This is a genomic window from Streptomyces sp. F63, from assembly GCF_018070345.1.
Lineage (GTDB): Bacteria > Actinomycetota > Actinomycetes > Streptomycetales > Streptomycetaceae > Streptomyces.
This window is the reverse complement of sequence record NZ_JAGPXX010000003.1, coordinates 193253-214073: the sequence shown is the minus strand read 5'-3', so window position 1 is coordinate 214073 and position 20821 is coordinate 193253. Positions and strand designations below refer to the sequence as shown.

Annotated in this window: 15 protein-coding genes; 3 read left to right on the top strand and 12 right to left on the bottom strand. The window is 75.0% G+C overall.

Annotated features, from left to right (window positions below):
- Positions 1–115: 115 nt before the first annotated feature.
- From KBZ10_RS04985 to KBZ10_RS04970, 4 genes are all read right to left on the bottom strand, one after another.
- Positions 116–877 carry an AIM24 family protein gene (locus KBZ10_RS04985; protein WP_210986253.1) on the bottom strand — a complete coding sequence of 254 codons (762 nt, stop codon included), beginning with the start codon at positions 875–877 and terminating at the stop codon, positions 116–118.
- A gap of 17 nt (positions 878–894) precedes the next feature.
- Positions 895–1578: an AIM24 family protein gene (locus KBZ10_RS04980; protein ID WP_210986252.1), complete on the bottom strand. Its 684-nt coding sequence runs from the start codon at positions 1576–1578 to the stop codon at positions 895–897.
- 11 nt (positions 1579–1589) lie between these two features.
- Positions 1590–3275 carry a TerD family protein gene (locus KBZ10_RS04975; RefSeq protein WP_210986251.1) on the bottom strand — a complete coding sequence of 562 codons (1686 nt, stop codon included), beginning with the start codon at positions 3273–3275 and terminating at the stop codon, positions 1590–1592.
- A gap of 124 nt (positions 3276–3399) precedes the next feature.
- The gene (locus tag KBZ10_RS04970) at positions 3400–4005 is read right to left on the bottom strand and encodes a M48 family metallopeptidase (protein ID WP_210986250.1); all 606 of its coding nucleotides are present in this window, start codon (positions 4003–4005) and stop codon (positions 3400–3402) included.
- A gap of 187 nt (positions 4006–4192) precedes the next feature.
- Here KBZ10_RS04970 and KBZ10_RS04965 point away from each other — a divergent pair, with 187 nt between their 5' ends.
- Both KBZ10_RS04965 and KBZ10_RS04960 read left to right on the top strand, forming a co-directional pair.
- Positions 4193–5440 (top strand): ThiF family adenylyltransferase, encoded by a 1248-nt coding sequence (locus KBZ10_RS04965; protein WP_247701819.1) that lies wholly within the window; start codon positions 4193–4195, stop codon positions 5438–5440.
- Complete coding sequence (locus KBZ10_RS04960; protein ID WP_210986249.1) at positions 5433–6812, top strand: AarF/ABC1/UbiB kinase family protein; 1380 nt, start codon at positions 5433–5435, stop codon at positions 6810–6812. The genes KBZ10_RS04965 and KBZ10_RS04960 overlap by 8 nt, the downstream gene beginning before the upstream one ends.
- A 107-nt stretch (positions 6813–6919) precedes the next feature.
- Here the strand turns inward: KBZ10_RS04960 and KBZ10_RS04955 are convergent, their stop codons facing one another.
- The 4 genes from KBZ10_RS04955 to KBZ10_RS04940 form a co-directional block, all read right to left on the bottom strand.
- Positions 6920–7246: a hypothetical protein gene (locus tag KBZ10_RS04955; protein ID WP_210986248.1), complete on the bottom strand. Its 327-nt coding sequence runs from the start codon at positions 7244–7246 to the stop codon at positions 6920–6922.
- Positions 7243–7608, bottom strand: coding sequence for a WhiB family transcriptional regulator (locus KBZ10_RS04950; protein WP_374223307.1), 366 nt, complete (start codon positions 7606–7608; stop codon positions 7243–7245). The genes KBZ10_RS04955 and KBZ10_RS04950 overlap by 4 nt, the downstream gene beginning before the upstream one ends.
- A 137-nt stretch (positions 7609–7745) precedes the next feature.
- Positions 7746–8069: a hypothetical protein gene (locus tag KBZ10_RS04945; protein WP_210986247.1), complete on the bottom strand. Its 324-nt coding sequence runs from the start codon at positions 8067–8069 to the stop codon at positions 7746–7748.
- Positions 8070–8233: 164 nt separating this feature from the next.
- The gene (locus tag KBZ10_RS04940; RefSeq protein WP_374223306.1) at positions 8234–10465 is read right to left on the bottom strand and encodes an ATP-dependent DNA helicase UvrD2; all 2232 of its coding nucleotides are present in this window, start codon (positions 10463–10465) and stop codon (positions 8234–8236) included.
- A gap of 196 nt (positions 10466–10661) precedes the next feature.
- Here KBZ10_RS04940 and KBZ10_RS04935 point away from each other — a divergent pair, with 196 nt between their 5' ends.
- Positions 10662–10913, top strand: coding sequence for a mycoredoxin (locus KBZ10_RS04935; protein ID WP_210986246.1), 252 nt, complete (start codon positions 10662–10664; stop codon positions 10911–10913).
- A 60-nt stretch (positions 10914–10973) separates the two neighbouring features.
- On the opposite strand, the gene nudC is transcribed toward KBZ10_RS04935, so the two are convergent.
- The 4 genes from nudC to KBZ10_RS04915 form a co-directional block, all read right to left on the bottom strand.
- Entirely contained in the window at positions 10974–11918 is a 945-nt protein-coding gene (gene nudC, locus KBZ10_RS04930; RefSeq protein ID WP_210986245.1) for an NAD(+) diphosphatase, read from the bottom strand.
- Between the two features lie 519 nt (positions 11919–12437).
- Positions 12438–16397 carry a UvrD-helicase domain-containing protein gene (locus KBZ10_RS04925; protein WP_210986244.1) on the bottom strand — a complete coding sequence of 1320 codons (3960 nt, stop codon included), beginning with the start codon at positions 16395–16397 and terminating at the stop codon, positions 12438–12440.
- A gap of 225 nt (positions 16398–16622) precedes the next feature.
- The gene (locus tag KBZ10_RS04920) at positions 16623–20066 is read right to left on the bottom strand and encodes an ATP-dependent DNA helicase (protein ID WP_210986243.1); all 3444 of its coding nucleotides are present in this window, start codon (positions 20064–20066) and stop codon (positions 16623–16625) included.
- 186 nt (positions 20067–20252) lie between these two features.
- Positions 20253–20738 (bottom strand): MGMT family protein, encoded by a 486-nt coding sequence (locus tag KBZ10_RS04915; protein ID WP_282107777.1) that lies wholly within the window; start codon positions 20736–20738, stop codon positions 20253–20255.
- Positions 20739–20821 lie beyond the last annotated feature (83 nt).

The following is a 20821-nucleotide window of genomic DNA, read 5'->3' as shown; positions in this document are numbered from 1 at the left end:
CCGCCCGCGACCGGGCGGACGCCGGCTGAGCGGACGCCGGTCCGGGCCGGGGGGGCGCGGACCGGCGGACCGGCGTCCTGACGCACCGCTGCGTCAGCGGTGCGTCAGCGGTGCGTCAGCGGTTCGTCCAGATGTTCCCCTGGTTCTGGCCGTGCGCTCCCTGCGGTCCCATGCCGTACTGGGCCCGGATCCCCTGGCCGATGACGGCGTTCTGCGGGGGCAACAGCTCACTGGGCTGGACGAGGGCGTACCCCTGGCCGAGGAAACTGAGCTCCCAGCCCTCGCCGGTGTTCCCCCGCCGCCGGAGAACCCCGGAGGAATGGGTCTGCGCCTGCATCTGCACCCGCAGCGAGGTCGACCAGGCGACCACCGCGTCCGCGTCCGCGTTGACGTACCTGTCGGGCGTCACCTGGAGCATCAGGGGCTTGCCGGAGGTCATCAGCGCGACCTTGCCTTGGCCGGAGATCTGCAGGTTGTAGGCCCCGGAGCCGGAGATGCCGAACTGGCTGTCGACGGCGATGGTCTCCCAGTGCAGCGAGGAGTCCAGCGCGAGGACGTACGCGCTGTCGACGGTGAGCCCTTCCTGGTCCACGTCCAGGATGTGCACGTACTGCGCGAGGTTGGCCAGGTAGACCGTGCCCTGGCCGGAGCAGCGCATCAGGTCCAGGCCCTCGCCGGTGTGGGCGCGGGCGCGCTGCCGGTTCTGCGGCTGGTACTCGCCGTCGAACTCGACCAGGCCCTGGTAAGCGACCATGCTGCCCTTGCGGGCGAGGATGTCGTCGTGCCCCCCGAGCGCGACCCGCAGCATCTGCGGGTTCTGCAGCGCGTAGCGCTCCTGGCTCTGGTTCTCGGTGTGGCCGAACAGCGGACTCTGCATCTGTTCCCGTCCCCCCCTCAGCCCCGGGCCCGGAGCCGGTCGGTGCTGTCCTCGCTCGGCTGGACGACCACGAAGCCCTGGCCGGAGAAGCCGAGTTGGTAGGCCTCACCGCTGCCGCGGCCGATCATCGAGGACGCCTTGAAGCTGCGCTTGCCCTTCATCTTCAGACCGCTGGACCAGGCCACGAGGGCGTCCGGGTCCACGTAGGTCTCGTCCTCGCCCCGGCCGCAGTCGACGACGATCGGAGTGCCCCGCGAGGTCAGCGCCACCCAGCCGGTACCGGAGACGGCCACGTTGAAGAGGCCCTGGCCGGCGAACTTGGCCATCCCCTTGACCCGCTGGACGCCCCACTGGAGATGGGCGTCGAAGGCGAGGAGGTTGGTGCCGTTGACCGACAGCGCTTCGTCGGCGAGGTGGACGCACACCACGTCCGCGCCGTAGTCGGCGAGGTAGAGCAGACCGTCGCCGCTGCACTTCATCAGCGGCGCTCCCTCACCGGTGAGCCACTGCGAGGCCATCTGGCGCACGGCGGGCGGGTTGGGCTCGTACTGGACGAACCCCTCGTAGGCGACCATCGAGCCGGTGCGGGCGAAGAGGTCCTGCCCGCTCTGCAGCGCGACCCGGAGCATGCTCGGGCCGTGGTTCTCCATCCGGGCGGCGACCGGGGCCGGGGCATAACCCGAGATCATGTGCTGGTCCATCACGGGCTCCCTCAGACCTCGTACGGCTGGACGACGATGAAATTGCCGGGCGCGCCGCGGAACTGGAGATTCACGGTCTCCCCGCTGTGGCCCGGGTAGGCGTTGCGGCGCAGCCGCACCTGGCTGGAGATGATCACCTGGGAGGCGGCGGACCACGCGACGACGGCGTTGCTGTCGGCGAAGGTCGTCGGGGTGACGGGAAGGACCACCGGGGTGCCCCGCGTCTTCACCACCACGGTGCCGGTGCCCTGGAACAGCATGGTGAAGAGTGCCCCGCCGGGGATGCCGTGGCCCTCGATCCGCCGCACCTCGTACTGGAGGGACTCGTCGAAGGCGAGGACGTTCTCGGACGAGACGCAGATCGCGTCGCCCTGCAGCTCGATCGGGTGGATCTCCGCGGCGTCCTCGGCGAGGAACACCTGGCCGCGGCCGGTGCAGCGCATCAGCTGCATCTCCTGGCCGGTGGCGTTGCCGACGACCCGGCCGGCGAAACCCGCTCCCTTGTAGCCGAAGTCGACCTTGCCCTGGTAGAGCACCATGCTGCCCTGACGAGCCAGGACGGGCCGGTCGTCCGCGCCGAGGTCGACCCGGACGAGCTGCCGGCTCTGCAGAGTCCACCGCTGCCCGGTGGGTGCCTCGCGGTATTTCTCCAGGGCGCTGCCCAGACCGGCCGGGACGGCGCCCGTGCCCTGCGGCGGGCCGTACGGGGCGGGCGTTCCGGGCGGTTGGATCCCGGGCGGTTGTGCCCCGGGGAACGCCCCCTGCCCACCGGGCGGCGGACCATAGGGCGCGGCGGGCGCGGCCGGCGCGGCCGGGGGCGGGGGAGGACCGGGTGGCTGCGGGCCGGCGGGAGGCGCCATGGGCGCGGCCATGGTCGGTGCCGCGGCGTGGGGCTGCGGGGCGGCGGGATGCCGGGGCGCGGGCGGCGCCGGCGGGGTGCCCTGCGGAGGCGTGAACTGCGGGGCGGGCGTGGACGGCTGGGGCGCGGGCGGCGCCTGGGGGGCGGGCGCCTGCGGCGCCTGGGGCTGCGGCGCCGGGGGCTGCGGCGCCGGGGACGGCCCTCCGGGGACGCCGAAGGCGGGCGGTGCCGCCGGGGCGGCCGCGGGCGGTGCGAAACCGGGCACCGCCCCGCCTTGCTGCGGGGGCTGCTGCGACTGCGGGGTCTCCTCCTCCAGGACCTCCCCGCCGAAGTTCTTCAGCAGCGCCTCGAGTCCGCCGTCGAACCCCTGCCCCACGGCGGCGAAGCGCCAGACGTCCTTCCGGTAGAAGTCGCCCAGCATCACGGCGCGTTCGGTGCTGAACTCCGAGCCGTCGAAGGCGTAGCGCGCCACTTCCTCGCCGCCCGCGACGATCCGGATGCAGCCGGGCCCGACCTGGGACATCTGGCCGGCGCCGTCGATCGTCGCGGTGAACGACAGCCGGTGGATGCCCTGCGGGACGCGGTCGAGGGTGACGCGGAAGGACTCGGTGTCCCCCGCCTGCGCGCCGAGGAGCTGAATCGACTCCTCCGGCGACCTCGGCTGGTTGAAGAAGACGAAGTACCGGTCGTCGGACAGCCGTTCGTCCGCGTCGAGACCGAAGCAGCTGATGTCGAAGGACAGCCCGGGACCGGATATCTGCACGCCCACGTACAGATCCGTCCCCGCCGTCAGGTCACTGATCCTGGCCTTGTGGCCGCGCTGGAATTCCCTGGCCATGCGTAACGACCGTCCCCCCGTTCCGAGCATACGTACGTGCGCGCCAGGCTATCCGCTGGTCACCGTCCCCGGCGATCCCGGAACGGAAAAGCTTTTTGTCCCGGTCCCGTACCGGGACCGACGGTCAGGCACCGGCCTCGTCCGCGAGATGCGGCAGCCGTCCGGCCGCGACCACGCCCTCCAGGTAGCCACGGGCGCGCTCCGTCCGCGGGTACGCCTCCAGCAGCTGCCAGAAGTCGGCGCCGTGGCCCGGGACCAGCAGATGCGCGAGCTCGTGGAGGAGCACGTAGTCCGTGACATAGCCCGGCATGCCCTGCAGCCGGTGCGACAGGCGGATGCTGCCCTCGGCGGGGGTGCAGGAGCCCCAGCGGGTGTTCTGGTTGGTGACCCAGCGAACGCTCCGGGGCCGCGCCCGGGCGCCGAGATACTGCGCGGACAGGCGCTCGGCCCGCTCGGCGAGCTCGCTGTCGCCCAGCATGCGGCGGCTCTCCTGGGCGGCGAGCCGGTCGAGCATCACCGTCACCCAGCGCTCCTCCTCGGCCTGCGACATCCGGGCCGGGATGAGGACGACCGTGCGGTCGCCCTCGCGGTAGGCCGAGACCGTGCGGCGCCGGCGGGCGCTCCTGCGCACCTCGACCGCGCTGGTCCGGGAACGGCGGGGCGGCTGGCGGAGCCGGCCCGGTGTGCTGAGGGGGTTCTCTCCGGCGCGGTTCGGTGGATCGGAGGGCACCCTCCCGACGTTACCCGCTGCGGGCCCCGGAAGTCCCGCCTGTCTTCGCTTCGTACGCGACTCCCCCACAAGTGGAGACCGATGAGCTGACTATCCACAGGGTCTGTGGACAACTCTCGGCGGGAGTCCGCCCGCCCGGTCATGCTGGCACCGTCGAGCAGATCCGGCGAGGACCGAGGGGGCGGCCATGCATCCGATCATCAAGCCCGCGCTGCGGCGCGGCTGGCGGGACCGGCAGACCGTGCAGTTCGGGGTGACACCCGCGCACGCCGTGCTGCTGGGCCCGGTCGACACGGCGACCGGCAGCTTCCTCTCCCTGCTGGACGGCACCCGGGGACTTCCGCTGCTGCGGGCGGAGGCGGCGGCCCTGGGCCTCACCGGGGACCGCCCCGATGAACTGCTGAGGCGTCTGGCGGCCGCCGGTCTGCTGGACGATCCGACGGCGCCGCGGCACGGCCGGGCGGCGCAGGGCGCCCCTGAACCGGAGTGCCGGCAGCCGGCCGCGGTTCCGGACCGGCTGCGGGCGGATCTGGGTTCGCTGTCGGTGGTGCATCCCGAACCGGGCGCCGGCAAGCGCCGGTTGACGGCGCGCGGATCGGTACGCGTCCAGGTGCGCGGCGCCGGGCGGGTCGGCGCGGCCGTCGCCACGGTGCTCTCCGCCGCGGGGGTGGGCCAGGTCGATGTGGTGGACGGCGGCCGGGCCGCGCCCTGGGAGACGGGCCCCGGCGGGCTGCCGCCGGAGTCGGCCGGCGAGCGCCGTGACACCGCCGCGCGCAAGGCCGTCCGTGCTGCCGCCACCGCGAGGAGAAGGGCCCGGCGCGCAGGGGGCGGTCCCGGGGCCCCTCCGCTCGCACCCGGGACCGGACTCGCCCTGACGGTGCTGGCCCCACGCGATGGCCTGGGCGCCTACGCTCCGGATCCCGTGCCGGCCGAGACGCTTCTCGCCTCGGGGATCCCTCATCTCTACGCCGGGGTGCTGGAGGGCACGGGCGTGGTCGGCCCTCTGGTGCTGCCCGGTGAATCGGCCTGCGCGGGCTGTCTCCAGTTGCACCGGTCCGAGCGGGATCCCGCCTGGCCCCGGCTGCTCGCCCAGTGGCGATCGGCCCGGGGCCCGGCCGAACCGGCCTGTGACACGGCGCTCGCCACCGTCGTCGCGGGGCTGGCGGCGGCGCACGCGCTGGCCTACCTCGACGGCCTGCCGCCGGTCTGCGCCGGGGCCCGCCTGGAGCTCGCGCTGCCCGGTCTGGCCTGGGAGCCGTGTTCCATCACACCGCACCGGGCCTGCGGGTGCGGTGCGTACGAAGCGGTCGAGCGTCCATACTCACCAGATGGTGCCGAGCCGCCGGAACCACCCGGTCCGGCCGGCCCGGGCACCGTCGCGGAGGGCGGCTGCCCTCCGGTGAAGCGCAGTGAAGTTGGAGGAGCGCATGTCTGATCTTCCCCGCAAGGCGGTCACCCGTACCGCCAAACTGGCGGCGCTGCCACTGGGCTTCGCCGGACGCACCGCCCTCGGACTCGGCAAGCGCATCGGCGGCCGTCCGGCCGAGATGATCGCCAGCGAGCTGCAGCAGCGGACCGCCGAGCAGCTCTTCTCGACCCTGGGGCAGCTCAAGGGCGGGGCCATGAAAGTCGGGCAGGCCCTCTCGGTCTTCGAGTCGGCGCTTCCGGAGGAGGTCGCCGGCCCCTACCGCGCCGCCCTCACCAGGCTCCAGGAAGCCGCGCCCCCAATGCCGGCACAGAGCGTCCACTCCGCTCTGGAGAAGCGGCTCGGGTCCGACTGGCGCGATCACTTCGAGGAGTTCGAGGACAAGCCGGCAGCCGCGGCATCGATCGGCCAGGTACACCGCGCCGTCTGGCACGACGGCCGAGAGGTGGCCGTCAAGATCCAGTACCCGGGCGCCGGTGAGGCACTGCTGTCCGATCTCACCCAGCTCGGCCGGTTCGCACGGCTGCTGGGGCCCCTGATACCGGGAATGGACATCAAGCCGCTCATCGCCGAGCTGCGCGACCGGGTGTCGGAGGAGCTGGACTACGCCCTGGAGGCCCAGGCGCAGCGCGATCACGCCGCGGAGTTCGCCGACGACCCGGACGTGGTGATCCCGGGCGTCGTCCACCAGGGAGCCGAGGTGCTCGTCACCGAGTGGATGGACGGGGTACCGCTGTCGGAGGTGATAGCCGACGGCACGCCCGAGCAGCGGGACCGCGCCGGACAGCTGCTGGCCCGATTCCTTTTCTCCGGCACCGCCCGCACAGGTCTGCTGCACGCCGACCCGCACCCGGGGAACTTCCGGCTGCTGCCGGGAGAGGCGGAGGACGACGGGCCGGAGACATGGCGGCTGGGCGTGCTCGACTTCGGCACGGTCGACCGACTGCCGGACGGGCTGCCGCCACTCATCGGCACCGCCCTGCGCGGGGCTCTGGACGGCGATGCGGAGGGGGTGTACACGATGCTCTGCGAGGCGGGCTTCGTCCGGGAGTCCGTCGAGCTGGACCCGGACGCCGTCCTGGACTATCTGGTGCCGATCATCGAGCCGGCCCGGGCCGAGGAGTTCACCTTCACCCGCGGCTGGCTGCGGACCCAGGCGGCGCGCATCGCCGACCCGCGGTCGCCCGCACACCAGTTGGGCCGGCAACTCAATCTGCCGCCCTCCTATCTGCTGATCCACCGCGTCACCCTCAGCACGATCGGCGTGCTGTGCCAGCTCGGGGCCACCGTCCGGCTGCGGGAGGAACTGCGGGACTGGCTCCCCGGTTTCCTTCCGGACGGGGCCGGGGAGCCGGGGCCGGTGGACCGCCCGGCGGGCTGAGGCCGCTCAGCCCGGGAGACGGCCGAGGGGCCGCTCCCGGACGGGAACGGCCCCTCGGCTGCCGGTGCGCTGGTGCGCGGTGGCTCCTGTGGGCGGCCAGGCGGCGGCTACTGCATGACGGCCATGGCCAGCGCGCGCCGGGCGCGGAGCGAGGCGCGCTCGGCCCGGCGCTGCATCCGGCGGGCGCGGGCCAGACGCAGGGCCCTGCGTTCGGACTCGGCCTCCTGGATGCGGTCGTGCATATGAGCACGAGCCAGGGCTTCTGGGATGAGTTGCATCTCACGGTTCCTGTTCTGACGCGAGTTGGTCGCGTCGGACGCGGTTCTGGCGGTGGTACGGGCGGCTGACGGCTCGTGGGCGGACGGCTTCATCGTCGGGACCTGCTTCTTCGGATCGTGCGTGAGGGGACGGTCGATGGTTCCCGGGGCGTTCATGCGACGACCGGGTTCTTGCGCGGGCGGCCACGCGGCCGCTTCCTCGGCACGACCACACCCTGGACGAAGAGCTCACCGCCCCAGACGCCCCACGGCTCGCGCCGGTCCTTGGCCCCTTCGAGGCAGGCCTCGCGCAGCGGGCAGCTCTGGCAGAGCGATTTGGCGTACTCGACGTCGGCGGGCGACTCGGCGAAGAACACCTCGGGGTCGTAGCTGCGGCAGGGAACGAGCTCGCCGAGACGCTCGATCTCGTCGTCGAGCACCGAGAGCCGGGTGGGCTGGGACAAGAGGACCTCCGGAGGACCAGGTGGAGAGGTAGCGGGCTGCTGCGTGGGCGACGGGGCGGGCGCTGGGCTGGGCACAGTCGGTTTCTTCCTTGTGTTCGGCCGGCCTGGTGGGCCGGCGGGGTGGACATCGATGCCGGTCGGGGCAACGAAAAGGGCCGCGGATCCCGGTTCGGGTTCCGCGGCCCTGGAAGGTGCCGACCTGATCGTGGCGATCAGGCTGGATCTCTCCAGGGTTCGTGGCCGCGGAGGCCCCGAATCGTGTGGTGCTCGGCCGCAGACGCCGAACCGTTGGCAAAACCGCCGTCGATCCACATCTGCCGGAGGTCGGCACCCTTGGCCGCGAGGGCATAGGCCGATGCCTCTGCCGCCGCTACTGCCGCCGGTGCCTTGGTCGGTCGCTGAGCGCTCGCCAGAAGGCCGCGCTCGGCCGGGCGTGCTGCGAGGGCGACGGGCATGCCGGACCCACAGAGCACGGAGACACCGGACAGGCAGGAGACGGGCACGTCACGACCGGCCAGTTTGGTGATGCTGATCATTGGGGCTCGCCTCCTCTCGGCGTCTCGGGGGACTGGTCGGCGCCAGTCCGTCGTACAAGTACAGCACGGAACAGTGGGCCCGAAAAAGGCCCTGTCATGCCCGCGAAAGAGAACCTATGGGGAATCCGGCGGCGGGCGCAAACTATTTTCTCGACGACTTCGCATCAGCCGCCGGACCGTCCGTCCGGCGCCCCGGCGGGCGGTTCTTCCCCCGCGCAGAGGGCCAGGACCTCCGCCCCGTACCGGTCGAGTTTCCGCCGCCCCACACCGGGGATCACGGCCAGCTCGGCCCCGTCCCCGGGCATGGCCTCGGCGATGGCCAGCAGCGTCTTGTCGGTGAAGACGCAGAACGCCGGCTGCCCCAGCTCGCGGGCCCGGTCCGCCCGCCACTCCAGCAGCCGCCGGTGGAGGCCCTCGTCCAGCTCGGAGGGGCAGTCCTCGCAGCGCATCAGCTTCATCTCGCCCGCGTCCGTGAGGGTGCGGCCGCAGATCCGGCACCGTACCGGGCCGCGCCTGCGGCGCCGCGGCACCTCGCCCCGCTCCACCCCGCTCCCGGCGGCCGGGCCGCGGACGGCCGCACCGCCCTGGGCCCGGGAACCGGGCCGCAGCCCGTCCAGGAAGCGGCTCGGCTGCCGGCCGGTGCGGCCCCCGGGGGCGCGCGCGAGGGCCCAGGAGAGGGTGAGGTGGACCCGGGCCCGGGTGACGCCGACGTAGAGCAGCCGGCGTTCCTCCTCGGTCTGCGCGTCGGTCACGGCATAGGTGATCGGCATCATGCCCTCGGTCAGGCCGACCAGGAAGACCGCGTCCCACTCCAGGCCCTTGGCCGCGTGCAGCGAAGCCAGGGTGACGCCTTCGAGCGTGGGTGCGTGCTGGGCGTTGGCCCGCTCGCCGAGCTCGGTGACGAAATCGGCGAGCGACGCCTCCGGCCGCGCCCGGGCGTAGTCCTCGGCGAGCCGGACGAGCGCCGCCAGGGACTCCCAGCGGTCGCGGGCCGCCCCCGAGCCGGCCGGCGGTTCCGGCCCCCACCCCCGGGTGGAGAGCACGGCCCGCACCTGCGCGGGTATGTCCGACTCCGTGGGGGAGGGGTCGGAGGAGTTCCCGGCGCGGGCGGCACCGCGGAGCAGGAGTCCGGCCTCCCGCACCTCCGGCCGCTCGAAGAACCGTTCCGCGCCGCGGAGCTGATAGGGGATGCCCTGGTCGGCGAGGGCCTGCTCATAGCCCTCCGACTGGGCGTTGATGCGGTAGAGCACGGCGATCTCGCGGGCGGGGACCCCGGAGTCGAGCAGCTTCCGGACCCGCCGCGCGGTGCCCTCGGCCTCGGTCGGCTCGTCCGGGTATTCCGCGAACGCCGGTTCGGGGCCGGTACCCCGCTGCGAGACGAGCTCCAGCCGGTGCTCCGCCGCCCGCCCGCTCGCCTGCCCCAGCAGGCCGTTGGCGAGATGGACGATCTGCGGGGTGGAGCGGTAGTCCCGGACCAGTCTGACGACCGTGGCGCGGGGGTGCCGGGCGCGGAAGTCCAGCAGGTGGTCCGGGGTGGCGCCGGTGAAGGAGTAGATCGTCTGGCTCGCGTCGCCCACGACGCAGAGGCTGTCCCGCTCGCCCAGCCACAGGTCCAGCAGCCGCTGCTGGAGCGGGCTGACGTCCTGGTATTCGTCGACCACGAAGTGCTGGTACTGGCGGCGGACCTCATCGGCGATGTCCTGCCGGTCCTGCAGCACCCCGACCGTGAGCAGCAGGACGTCCTCGAAGTCGATCACGCCGCGGTCGCGCTTGAGGAGTTCGTAGGTCTCGTAGAGGCGGGCGGTCTCCGCCGGGTCCCGGGGCGGCTGGCGGCGGGCGCGGGCAACGGCCGCCGGGTAGTCCTCGGGGACCGTCTGGGTGACCTTGGCCCACTCGATCTCGCCCGTGGCGTCCCGGAGTTCACCCCGGTCCAGGCGGACGCGGCAGCGGGCGGCCGCCTCGGCGACCACCTGGGCCTTGCGCTCGACGAGCCGCGGCAGCGGGCCGCCGACCGCCCTGGGCCAGAAGTACTGGAGCTGGCGGAGCGCGGCGGAGTGGAAGGTGCGGGCCTGGACCCCGGTGGCACCGAGCTGCCGGAGCCGGCCGCGCATCTCGCCGGCCGCCCGGTTGGTGAACGTCACCGCGAGGACGGAACCCGGCTGGAGGACACCCGCCCGCACCCCGTAGGCGATGCGGTGGGTGATGGCGCGGGTCTTGCCCGTGCCGGCACCGGCCAGCACGCACACCGGCCCGTGGAGGGCCGTGGCGACCTCGCGCTGCTCCGGATCCAGCCCGGCGAGCACGGCGTCGGCACCGTCCGGCACGGCCGGGTACTCCGACGGCGCCGGGGTGCCGGGGAAGAGCGGGGAGGGAGTGGCTGGTGTCGCTGGTGTCACCCCGCCATGCTGCCAGGTTCCCGGGAACGGCCGGGAGGTTGTCCACAGCCGCGGCCCTCCGGTCGTACCGGTCCCACGGCCGGACGGCGCGCGATGAGGGACGGATCACGCGCGGACGGGGCTCCTTCCGGGAATGGCCGCCCGCGCCGGCACGTTGCCTCTCCGTATCCAGGCGAGAGCGAAGGAGCCGTAATCCATGACCGCCACGACGGGCACTGTGACGATGTACAGCACCACCTGGTGCGGCTACTGCCGCCGGCTGAAGAGCCAGATGGAGCGTGCGGGCATCGCGTACACCGAGGTCAACATCGAGAAGGACCCGGAGTCGGCGAAGTTCGTGGAGAAGGTGAACAACGGCAACCAGCTGGTGCCGACCGTGCTGTTCCCGGACGGCTCCGCGCTGCCCAACCCCTCGCTGGCCCAGGTGAAGGCCAGGCTCGGCGTCTGACCGGCCCGGCGGGTCCGCCCGGCCGTCACCGCATGGCGTCCGCCGCCCGCGGCGCCCCCCTCAGCGCGGGAGGCCCGCGGGCAGCGGCTTGCCGTACCAGAGTTCGATCAGCCGGGCGGCGATGGAGATGCCCGTCGGCGGCAGCACCTCACCGGACTCGAAGGCCGCCCCCAGCTCCTCCCTGGAGAACCAGCGCGCCTCGTGCAGCTCGTCGCCGTCCACCGTGATGCGCGGCGAGGTGGCCCGGGCCAGGAACCCGAGCATCAGGCTCGACGGGAAGGGCCAGGGCTGGCTCGCCACATAGCGGACCTCGCCGACGGCGACCCCGGCCTCCTCGGCGACCTCGCGGACCACGGCCTGTTCGATCGACTCCCCCGGCTCGACGAAACCGGCGAGCGTGGAGAACCGCCCGGCCGGCCAGTGCACCTGGCGGCCGAGCAGCGCGCGGTCCCGGTCGTCGGTCACCAGCATGATCACGGCCGGGTCGGTGCGCGGATAGTGCTCCGCGCCGCAGGCGGGGCAGCGGCGCACATGGCCCGCCGCTGCGATGACGGTGCGCTCCCCGCACCGGGAGCAGAAGCGGTGCAGCCGCTGCCAGTTCTCCAGTGCGACGGCGTGTGCCATCAGTGCCGCGTCGCGGGGGCCGAGCAGGACTCCGGCCTCCCGCAGGCCCGCCGGCCGCGCGGACTGGTCGATGCGGCCCGGCAGGGAGTCCTTCTGCAGCGCGAAGTAGCGCACGCCTTCCTCGTCCGTGCCGAGGAAGTAGCGGTGGGTCTCGGTGACCGGGGCTTCGAACGCCGGAGTCATCACCAGCTCGGTGCGCCCGTCGGGGGTCTCGTCGATCAGTGCCTGGCCGCCGGAGACCACGAAGACCCGCGTCGTCGGGTGGCTCCACGCCGCGGCGAGCCACGCCTCGTCGAAGCGGTGGTGCGCGGCCCGGTCGATGCCGCCGGGGACGGTGAGGGGGATCTCCGGCGCGTCGGGGCGGTCGGTCGAGATGGTCACGGCTGCTTCCTACTCCCCCGGAATGGCGATGCGGACGGGTGCGGACGGGCGTGCGGCGCGCGGGAGCCGGACGCGGGGGGCACGAACGGCCCCCGGGTCCCTTCTCGGCCGGACCGCTCTTCGGGGATCCGGTGTTCTCGCTCACCTTCACCGGCGGGCGTCATCCCGCGCTCCGCGGCGAGGGGCCGGGGGCCGGCCGTGCGGGTCCGGTGCGGGGCTTCCGGAGGGAACGGCGCGGAGGACGGCGCGCGGCGCGGGCCCGGGGCGGGCGGACGGGCGTCCCCCACCGGGCGAGGGCGGGCGTGTGGCGTTCCGGCACGGCCGCCGGACACGGCGGTGCGGTGCTCAGCGGTGCACGCACCGCGAGCACGGACGGCACTGTCCGGGGCGACGCTCATGCCCACGAGCCTATCCGGACGGGGAGCCGAGGCCGCCGGGCGGGGCGGCCGGCGCACGGAGCCGCCCGCGGGGACGGGGAGCCGGAGACGGTGAACCGGACGGGACGGCCGCCGTCCCCCGTCAGGGTCCGGGGCGGCCGTCGTCCCCGCCACGGCCGTCGCCGTGCACGCCGTCGCCGTGGCCCCCGCCCAGGAGGATGCGCTCCAGTGCGGCCCGGTCCGGCAGATCCCGGGGACGGACCACCTCGCCGCTGCGGACATACAGGAACGCCGCCGTGACGGACGACAGCGGCACCCCCGTCTGCTCGGCCCAGGCGAGCCGGTAGACGGCGAGCTGCAGCGGGTCGGCGGAGTGGGAGCGGCCGGTCTTCCAGTCCACGATCTCGAACATGTCTCCCTCGGGGCCGCGGTCCCGGTACACGGCGTCGACGCGGCCCCGGATGACCCGGCCCGCGAGCACGACCTGGACCGGCGCCTCGACGCGGTACGGCGTGCGGCGCGCGTACGGAGTCCGGTCGAACGCCTCCTTGAGCGCGGCCAGATCACGCTCGTCGGCGATCTCCGGTCCGGACGGGCCCTCGTCGTCGATGCCGCCGGGGAGCTCATCCGGTCCGAGCAGGGGCAGTGGCAGTTCCTCGAACCGCGACTCGACCCAGGCGTGGAAACGGGTGCCCCGGCGGGCGGCGGGCTGCGGAGGGCGGGGCACCGGCCGGGCCAGCTCCCGCGCGAAGCCCTCGGGGTCCGCCGCGAGGCGCAGCACCTGCGAGGTGCTCAGCGTGCGGGGTACCGGTACCTCGCGCACGGCCTCGCGGGCGCGCCGCAGCTCACCCGTGAGCGCTTCGAGGTCCCGGTCCCAGGACGCGACGGTGCGGGCCTCCTCGGGCGCGAGCCGGCCGGCGTCGGATCCCGGGTCCGCGGCCGCTTCCCGGTACGCGTCCGCGCCGGTCACAGGGGCGGGCCGGGCGGCCGGGCCGGCCGGGCCGCGGGTCTGGGCCGGGACGGGGCCGGGACGGCCGGGGCGGGCACGGCCGGCGGCACGCTCCGCGTCGGGCTCCGGCGGGTGCTCCCCGGCTTCCCCGGCCCGGGGTGCGGCGCCGGGTACGGCTTCGCGGGGCTTGCCGCCGCCGTCACCGGGCGGAGCGGACTCGCCGTCCCGCTCCGGCGGCGCCGGCCCGGCTCCGTGCTCCGGCCGGCCCGTGGCCGCGGGCCGTGCGGGCGCACCGGTCCCCGGGTGGAACGGGCCGTCCCCGTGCTCCGCCTCGTCCTCCGGCGGGGGCGGCCGGTCCGGGTCGTGGGGTGGCTCCGTCTCCCGCATCTCCGGCCACGCGAACAGATCCGGGCCGGGCAGCTCGGGGCCGGGCACCCCAGGGCCGGGCGCCTCCGCCCCCCACGGCTCCGCCTCCCACGACCGGGCCGCGGACGCCTCCCCGGCGGGTTCCGTCCCGTTCCCCGGCGCCGCGTCCCGGCCCGACCCGCCTCCGGACGGACCGGGATCGGGGAAACCCGCGTCCGGCGCCGCGGGGAGGGCCCGCTGCGCCGGGGCCACCGGGTCCGGGCGGTCCAGATGGGCCCTGACCCGTTCCGCCGCCCGACGGCGCAGGGCCAGGGCTGCAGGGTCGAGCGGCAGCGGCCAGGGCTGCTCCTCGGCCGCTTCCCGCAGGGCCGGGTTCTCCTCGCCCTCGGCGGGCGGCTCGGCCCAGGCGTCGATCTCCCCGTGCCCCGCCTCGCAGTGCTCGCGCAGTGCGTGGAGGAACGCGGACGGGCCGCGGGGCCGCTTCTGGGCCGGGCCCCACCAGTGGCCCGAGGCGAGCAGCAGCGAGCGCGGACGGGTGAAGGTCACATAGCCCAGCCGCAGTTCCTCGGTGGCCTGGTGCTCCTTCATCGCGGCGCGGAAGGCACCCAGCCCTTTGCCGGTCCACGCGGCGACGTCCGGCAGGGTGTCCGCGTCACCGCGCAGGGCGTGCGGTACGACCTTCGCCCGGGAGGTCCAGGAGTCGCGCGCCTGTTCGCTCGGGAACTGCTTGGCGACCAGGCCCGGGACGGCGACGACGTCCCACTCCAGCCCCTTGGACTTGTGCGCGGTGAGGACCTTGACCGTGTTGTCCCCGCCGGGCAGGGCGTTGTCGAGCCCCTTCTCGTGCTGCGCGGCGGTGCGCAGGAAGCCGAGGAAGGCCAGCAGCCCGGCCTCTCCGTCGAGCGCCGCGAAGGAGGCGGCGACATCCAGGAAGTTGCCGAGCGTCTCGCGGCGGCGGGCGGCCAGGGCGTGCGGCGAGGCGGAGAGTTCCACCTCCAGGCCGGTGGTGGCGAGCACCCGGTGGAGGACGTCCATCAGCGGATCGGCGAGCGAACGCCGCAGCTCGCGCAGTTCGGCCGCGAGCCGGGCGAACCGTACCCGGGCCGCGGCGGAGAACGGCAGTCCGTCGTCGGGGCGGCCGGGCGGGCCGGACCGCCCCGGGCTGTCGGGGACGAGGAAGGTGTCGAGGGCGTCGGCGAGCGAGACGGCCTCGGCCGGGTCGGTGCCCTCGACGGCCTCCGCCAGCCGCCGGTCGGGGTCGTCACCGGCGTCGCCGTCCGGCCGGGAGCGGACGAGAAGACGGGCCCGGCGGCCGAGCAGTGCCAGGTCGCGCGGGCCGATGCGCCAGCGCGGCCCGGTGAGCAGCCGGACCAGTGCCGCGTTGGCCGTCGGGTCCTGCAGCACGTCGCAGACCGCGACCAGATCGGCGACCTCGGGCAGGTGGAGCAGCCCGGACAGGCCGACGACCTCCACCGGGACGTCCCGTTCGACGAGCGCGCCCTGGATGCGGGCGAAGTCGCCCGCGGTACGGCAGAGGACGGCGATCTCGCCGGGCGGGGTGCCGGTGCGCACCAGGTGGGCGATGGAGTCGGCGAGCCAGGCCAGTTCCCCGGCGTGGGTGGGGAGCAGCGCGCAGCGCACGCCGCCGTCCCGTTCGGCCCCGGGAGCGGGACGCAGCGCCTCGACGCCCTCGTGCATCGCGCGCAGCGGAGCGGCGAGCCGGTTGGCGAGGTCGAGGAGGCGGCCGCCGCTGCGGCGGTTCTCGCTGAGGGCCTGCCTGCGGGCCGGCCGGCCGGCGGCCTCGGGGAAGTGCCGGGGGAAGTCGTCGAGGTTGGCGACGGACGCGCCGCGCCAGCCGTAGATGGCCTGGCAGGGGTCGCCGACGGCGGTGACGGCGTGGCCGGTGCCGCCGCCGAACAGTGCGGAGAGGAGGATCCGCTGGGCCACGGAGGTGTCCTGGTATTCGTCCAGGAGGACGACCTCGAACTGCTCGCGCAGGATCCGGCCGACCTCGGGCCGGGTGCGGGCGAGGGTCGCGGAGAACGCGATCTGGTCGCCGAAGTCCAGGAGGTCGCGGTGGCGCTTCTCCTCGCGGTAGGCGCTCACGAGTTCCAGGAGTTCGAGCCGGGCGCGGGCGGTCTCCGGGACCTTCCGCAGCTCGGCGTTGCTCAGCCGGGCCCCGTCCAGCTCGCGCAGCAGTGCCGTGTCGTGCGCGCGCAGCCGCTCCGGCGGCACGAGGTGCTCGGCGAGTTCCGCGTCCAGCGCGAGCAGGTCCTCGACGAGGGCGGGGAGGGACTTGGTGAGCGCCGGGTAGGGGCCGGGGGCGGTGCGGAGCACACGGGCGGCGAGCTGGAAGCGGGTGGCGTCGGCGAGCAGCCGGGCGGTCGGTTCGAGCCCGATGCGCAGGCCGTGCTCCTTGAGGAGCTGCCCGGCGAAGGCGTGATAGGTGGAGATCCGCGGCTCGCCGGGGGGTTCGTCCGGTGCGGCCCCGGGGCCGGGGTCCGGGTCGGTGACCCCGGCGGCGGACAGGGCCTTGCGGACCCGTTCGGAGAGTTCGCCGGCGGCCTTGTTGGTGAAGGTCAGGCCCAGCACCCGTTCCGGCGCGACCTGTCCGGTGCCGACGAGCCAGACCACGCGGGCGGCCATCACCGTGGTCTTCCCCGAGCCGGCTCCGGCCACGATCACCTGCGGGGCGGGCGGCGCGGTGATGCAGGCCGTCTGCTCCGGGGTGAAGGGGATGCCGAGGAGCTCCTTGAGCTGCTCGGGGTCGGTGATGCGCGCTGCCACCCGAGTGAGGCTAGCGGTGCCCGCCGACAGCCGGGCCCGCGGCGGTCTCCCCGGAGTACGGAGGCCGGGTCCGGCGCCCGCCGTGCCGGCTCCGGCAGCTCGGCCGCCGCCGTGGGCCGGGGAGGGTCCACCGGACGGGGAGGACGACTGCGACGACCGGCACGCTGTCTCCCCCGCTGCCGGGGCCGCGCGTCCCTCCGCCGGGTGACGTTCGGCGGAGGGACGTCAGTCGACGACGTGCCGCCCTTCGGGGCGGGCGGAGCAGGAGCTCTGGAAGGCACAGTGCCCGCAGTGCCGGCCGGTGCCGGGGGTGAAGCGCTCGTCCAGGACGCGGCCGGCCGCGTCGGCGAGCAGCCCGCTCACCCAGTCCGCCGGCTCGCCGGAATCCGTCACCGGCGGCTCCTGTGCCTGGACGGCGGGCAGGGCGTCACCGCCGTCCCTCTCCGGCGCCCCCAGCCGCAGATGGACGAGCTCCGCGCCGCCCGTCTCCGGGGTGCGGCCCCCGAAGACCTCGTCCAGCGCTCCCTCGCGCACCGCGAGCTGGTAGACGGCCAGCTGGGGATGGCGGGCGACCTCCGGGCCGGCGGGCTTGGACCTGCCGGTCTTGAAGTCGACGACGTAGGCGCGTCCCTCGGCGTCCGCCTCGACCCGGTCCATGCTGCCCCGGATGCGGACGGCGTGCTCGCCCGCCTCCAGCGTCACGTCGAAGCCGTGTTCGCCCGCGACGGGGGTGCGGGCGCCGCGGTCCAGGACGTGCCAGCTGAGGAAGCGCTCCAGCGCGGCGCGGGCGTTCTCCTTCTCCTGGCGGGATTTCCAGGGGGCGTCGAAGGCGAGGGAGTCCCAGACGGAGTCCAGCCGCTCCATGAGGACGGCGAGGTCGGCGGGGGTGCGGCCGGAGGCCACTTCGTCGGCGAGCACATGGACGACGTTGCCGAAGCCCTGCGCGGCGGTCGACGGCTTGTCCGCCCTGACCTCCCGTCCCAGGAACCACTGGAGGGAACAGGTGTTCACGAGCTGATCCAGGGCACTGCCGGAGAGGGCGACGGGCCGGTCCCGGTCGCGCAGCGGGACCCGGTTGTGCGTCGGCTCGTACAGGCCCCACCAGCGGGCGGGGTCGGCGGCGGGCACCAGCGGGCGCCCGTCCTCGTCCCGCAGCGCGGCCAGTCGCGCCAGCCGCTCGGCAGCCGCCTCGCGCAGGGCCGGTGAGGCGGCGGGATCCACGGTGGTGGCCCGCAGTTCGGCGACGAGCGCCGCCACGGACAACGGGCGCCGCGGGCGCTGGGTGACGTCGACCGGGTCCGTCCCGAGTTCGGTGAGGAAGCGGGAGGGCTGGTCGCCGTCGTCCGCGGGTGCCTTGACGGCGGTGACGACGAGCCGTTCGCGGGCGCGGGTGGCGGCCACGTAGAACAGCCGCCGTTCCTCCGCGAGCAGGGCGCCCGGGGTGAGCGGTTCGGCGATGCCGTCCCGGCCGATCCGGTCGGCCTCCAGCAGGGAGCCGCGGCGGCGCAGATCGGGCCAGAGCCCTTCCTGCACCCCGGCGACGACCACGAGGTGCCACTCCAGGCCCTTGGCGCGGTGCGCCGTCATCAGCCGGACGGCGTCGGGCCGGACGGCGCGGCCCGAGAGGGTGTCGGCGGCGATGTCCTGGGCGTCCAGTTCCTCCAGGAAGTTGAGGGCGCCCCGGCCGCCGATGCGCTCCTCCGCGCGCGCCGCGGTCTCGAACAGGGCGCAGACGGCGTCCAGATCGCGGTCCGCGTTCCGCCCGGCCGCGCCACCGCGCAGGGCGGCCTGTTCCAGCCGCCGCCGCCAGGAGGGGGTGCCGTCCCACAGTTCCCAGAGCGCCTCTTCGGCGGTGCCGCCGCCGGCCAGCAGCTCGCGGACCTTGCGCAGCAGCGTGCCGAGCCGCTGCGCGCGCTGCGCGTACGCCGGGTCGTGCGCGACGAGCCGCTCCGGTTCGGCGAGGGCCTCCGCGAGCAGGACGTCGGAGGGGCGCGGCAGCGGGTTCCCCGCCGCCCGTTCCTCCTCGCGCAGGGCCCGGCCGAGGCGCCGGAGGTCCGTGCCGTCCATACCGCCCAGCGGGGAGGTGAGCAGGGTGAGGGCGGTCTCGGTGTCGAGCCCGGCCTCCCCCGGCTCCGGTTCCGCGCCCGGCTCGGAACCCGGCTCCGCCGCTGCCGCGGCCGCTCCCGCGTCCGCCGGGGCGCCGGCTTCGGCGCCGCCGTCCCTCCCGCCGGCCTTTCGCCCGTCGGCCTTTCGCCCGTCGGCGCTGCCCCCCCGGCCGGGGAGCGCGGCCGTGGCCGCCGCGCGCAGGGCCGTCAGCAGAGGCGCCACCGCCGGCTCGTGGCGCAGCGGCAGGTCGTCGCCGTCGACCTCGACGGGGACTCCCGCGGAGGTGAGCGCCCGGCGCACGCCGGGAATGGAGCGCCCCCCGGCGCGCACCAGGACGGCCATGTCGTTCCACCGCACGCCGTCCTCCAGATGCGCCCGGCGGAGGATGTCGGCGATGTTGTCCAGCTCGGCCCCGGCCGTCGGATACGTGAAGACCTCGGCCCGGCCGCCCTCCCGCACCGGTTCGAGCGCCCGGTGGGCCCGGACCACCTCGGCGGGCAGCCGGGGCAGCGGCATCCGCCGGGTGACGAGGCGGCTCGCGGCAAGCAGCGCGGCACCGGACCGCCGGGACGTGCGCAGCACGCGCACCGGCGCCGGCCGGCCGTCGGCCCGCGGGAAGGCCTGCGGGAAGCCGAGGATGCCGTTCACGTCGGCGCCCCGGAAGGCGTAGACGGACTGGTCGGGGTCGCCGAAGGCGATGAGGGTGCGGCCCCGGCCCGCCAGCGCGTGCAGCAGCCGCACCTGCGCCGCGTCGGTGTCCTGGTACTCGTCGACCAGTACCGCGTCGTAGCGCCCGGCGATGCCCGCGGCGACCTCCGGGCGCCGGGCGAGCAGCACGGCCCGGTGCACCAGTTCCGCGTAGTCGAGCACGCCCTGGGCGTCGAGCACGTCCAGGTACTCCGCGAGGAAGGAGGCCGCGGCGCTCCAGTCGGGCCGCCCGGTCCGGGCCGCGAAGGCCCCCAGCGCGCCGGGGTCCAGGCCGAGTTCCCGGCTGCGGGCCAGCACGGCGCGGACCTCGTCGGCGAAGCCGCGGGTGGTCAGGCAGGCACGGAGGTCGCCCGGCCAGCGCACCGGACCGCGTCCCCGCCGCTCCAGTTCGGCCTGCCCGGTGAGGAGTTCACGGACGACGACGTCCTGCTCGGGGCCGGACAGCAGCCGCAGCGGATCGGCGAAGAGGTCGGCGTCCTGGTGCGCCCGCACCAGCGCGTAGCAGTACGAGTGGAAGGTGGTGGCCTGCGGGCCGTGGCCGCCGAGCCGGGCGGCCATCCGGTCGCGCAGTTCGACGGCGGCCTTGCGGCTGAAGGTGAGGACGAGGATGCGCTCCGGGTCGGTGCCGCGGCGCACCCGCGCGGCGACCGTCTCGACGAGGGTGGTGGTCTTGCCCGTGCCGGGGCCGGCGAGCACCAGCAGCGGCCCCCCGCCGTGCTCAACCACGGCGCGCTGGTGTGCGTCCAGCACAGGAGGGTCCACCGGCCCGGGCGGGGTCCGCACGAGCCGGTACGGGCCCGTCGACGGCTGCCGTACCCGCGGGTGCGGGGAGAGGGGCGGGAAGGAGGTGCTCACGTGGGTCGCCGGTCCTGGTGGGTGTGCTGGTCGCCGTGTGCCGGGGGGTGCCCGGTGACGGCCGGGTGTGACGGTGGTGCGCGGGGGGCGACCGTCCGCGGCGGCACGGGCGCCCCGCCCATGGAAACACGGGGCGCCGGGCGGCACACCGGTCCGTGCTGTTCTGCGGGAGCACCCGCGGGCTTCTCAGGGACCGGATGACGGATGCTGTCCGATGTGAGTCTCCGCCCCGGCACCGTTCGCCGCGCCGTCCGCCGTATCGCTCCCCCTGCCGCGCTCCGGACCGCGGGGTGCGGCGCCGCTCTCCCCGGCCGGCGTGCTTCCGCCGTCCCAGCGGGCGGCCGCCAGATCGATTCTCGGTGGCCGGCCGGAGCCGCCGGACTGCCGCAGGGGGGTGCCTTCGGCACGGTAGTGGGCGAGGGCCCGCGTCTCGTGTCCCGGCAGCAGCACTCCGTCGGCGCGCACCACGCGCCACCAGGGGACGGCACCGCCGTAGAGCGCCATGACGCGGCCCACCTGCCGGGGCCCGGACTCGCCGAGCCACTCGGCCACGTCGCCGTACGTCATCACCCGGCCGGGCGGGATCAGTTCGGCCGTCGCCAGCACCCGTTCCGCGTACGCGGGCAGGTCCCCCGGCCCGCCCGGGGTGCTCTCTCCACTCATCCGGCCCATCCTGCACCACGGCGCCGACACCGTCCCGACGCGGCCACCGGCCGTGGCCCCCGCACCGCCCTCCTGGGCGCGCGTGGGATTTC

What these genes read in the sequence shown, in the direction of transcription:
- KBZ10_RS04980 (WP_210986252.1), bottom strand. Translation starts at nt 1,578, where the DNA reads ATGGACCAGCACATGATCTCGGGTTATGCCCCGGCCCCGGTCGCCGCC.
- KBZ10_RS04965 (WP_247701819.1), top strand. Translation starts at nt 4,193, where the DNA reads ATGCATCCGATCATCAAGCCCGCGCTGCGGCGCGGCTGGCGGGACCGG.
- KBZ10_RS04960 (WP_210986249.1), top strand. Translation starts at nt 5,433, where the DNA reads ATGTCTGATCTTCCCCGCAAGGCGGTCACCCGTACCGCCAAACTGGCG.
- KBZ10_RS04915 (WP_282107777.1), bottom strand. Translation starts at nt 20,738, where the DNA reads ATGGGCCGGATGAGTGGAGAGAGCACCCCGGGCGGGCCGGGGGACCTG.
- KBZ10_RS04935 (WP_210986246.1), top strand. Translation starts at nt 10,662, where the DNA reads ATGACCGCCACGACGGGCACTGTGACGATGTACAGCACCACCTGGTGC.
- KBZ10_RS04945 (WP_210986247.1), bottom strand. Translation starts at nt 8,069, where the DNA reads ATGATCAGCATCACCAAACTGGCCGGTCGTGACGTGCCCGTCTCCTGC.
- KBZ10_RS04985 (WP_210986253.1), bottom strand. Translation starts at nt 877, where the DNA reads ATGCAGAGTCCGCTGTTCGGCCACACCGAGAACCAGAGCCAGGAGCGC.
- KBZ10_RS04975 (WP_210986251.1), bottom strand. Translation starts at nt 3,275, where the DNA reads ATGGCCAGGGAATTCCAGCGCGGCCACAAGGCCAGGATCAGTGACCTG.
- KBZ10_RS04955 (WP_210986248.1), bottom strand. Translation starts at nt 7,246, where the DNA reads ATGAACGCCCCGGGAACCATCGACCGTCCCCTCACGCACGATCCGAAG.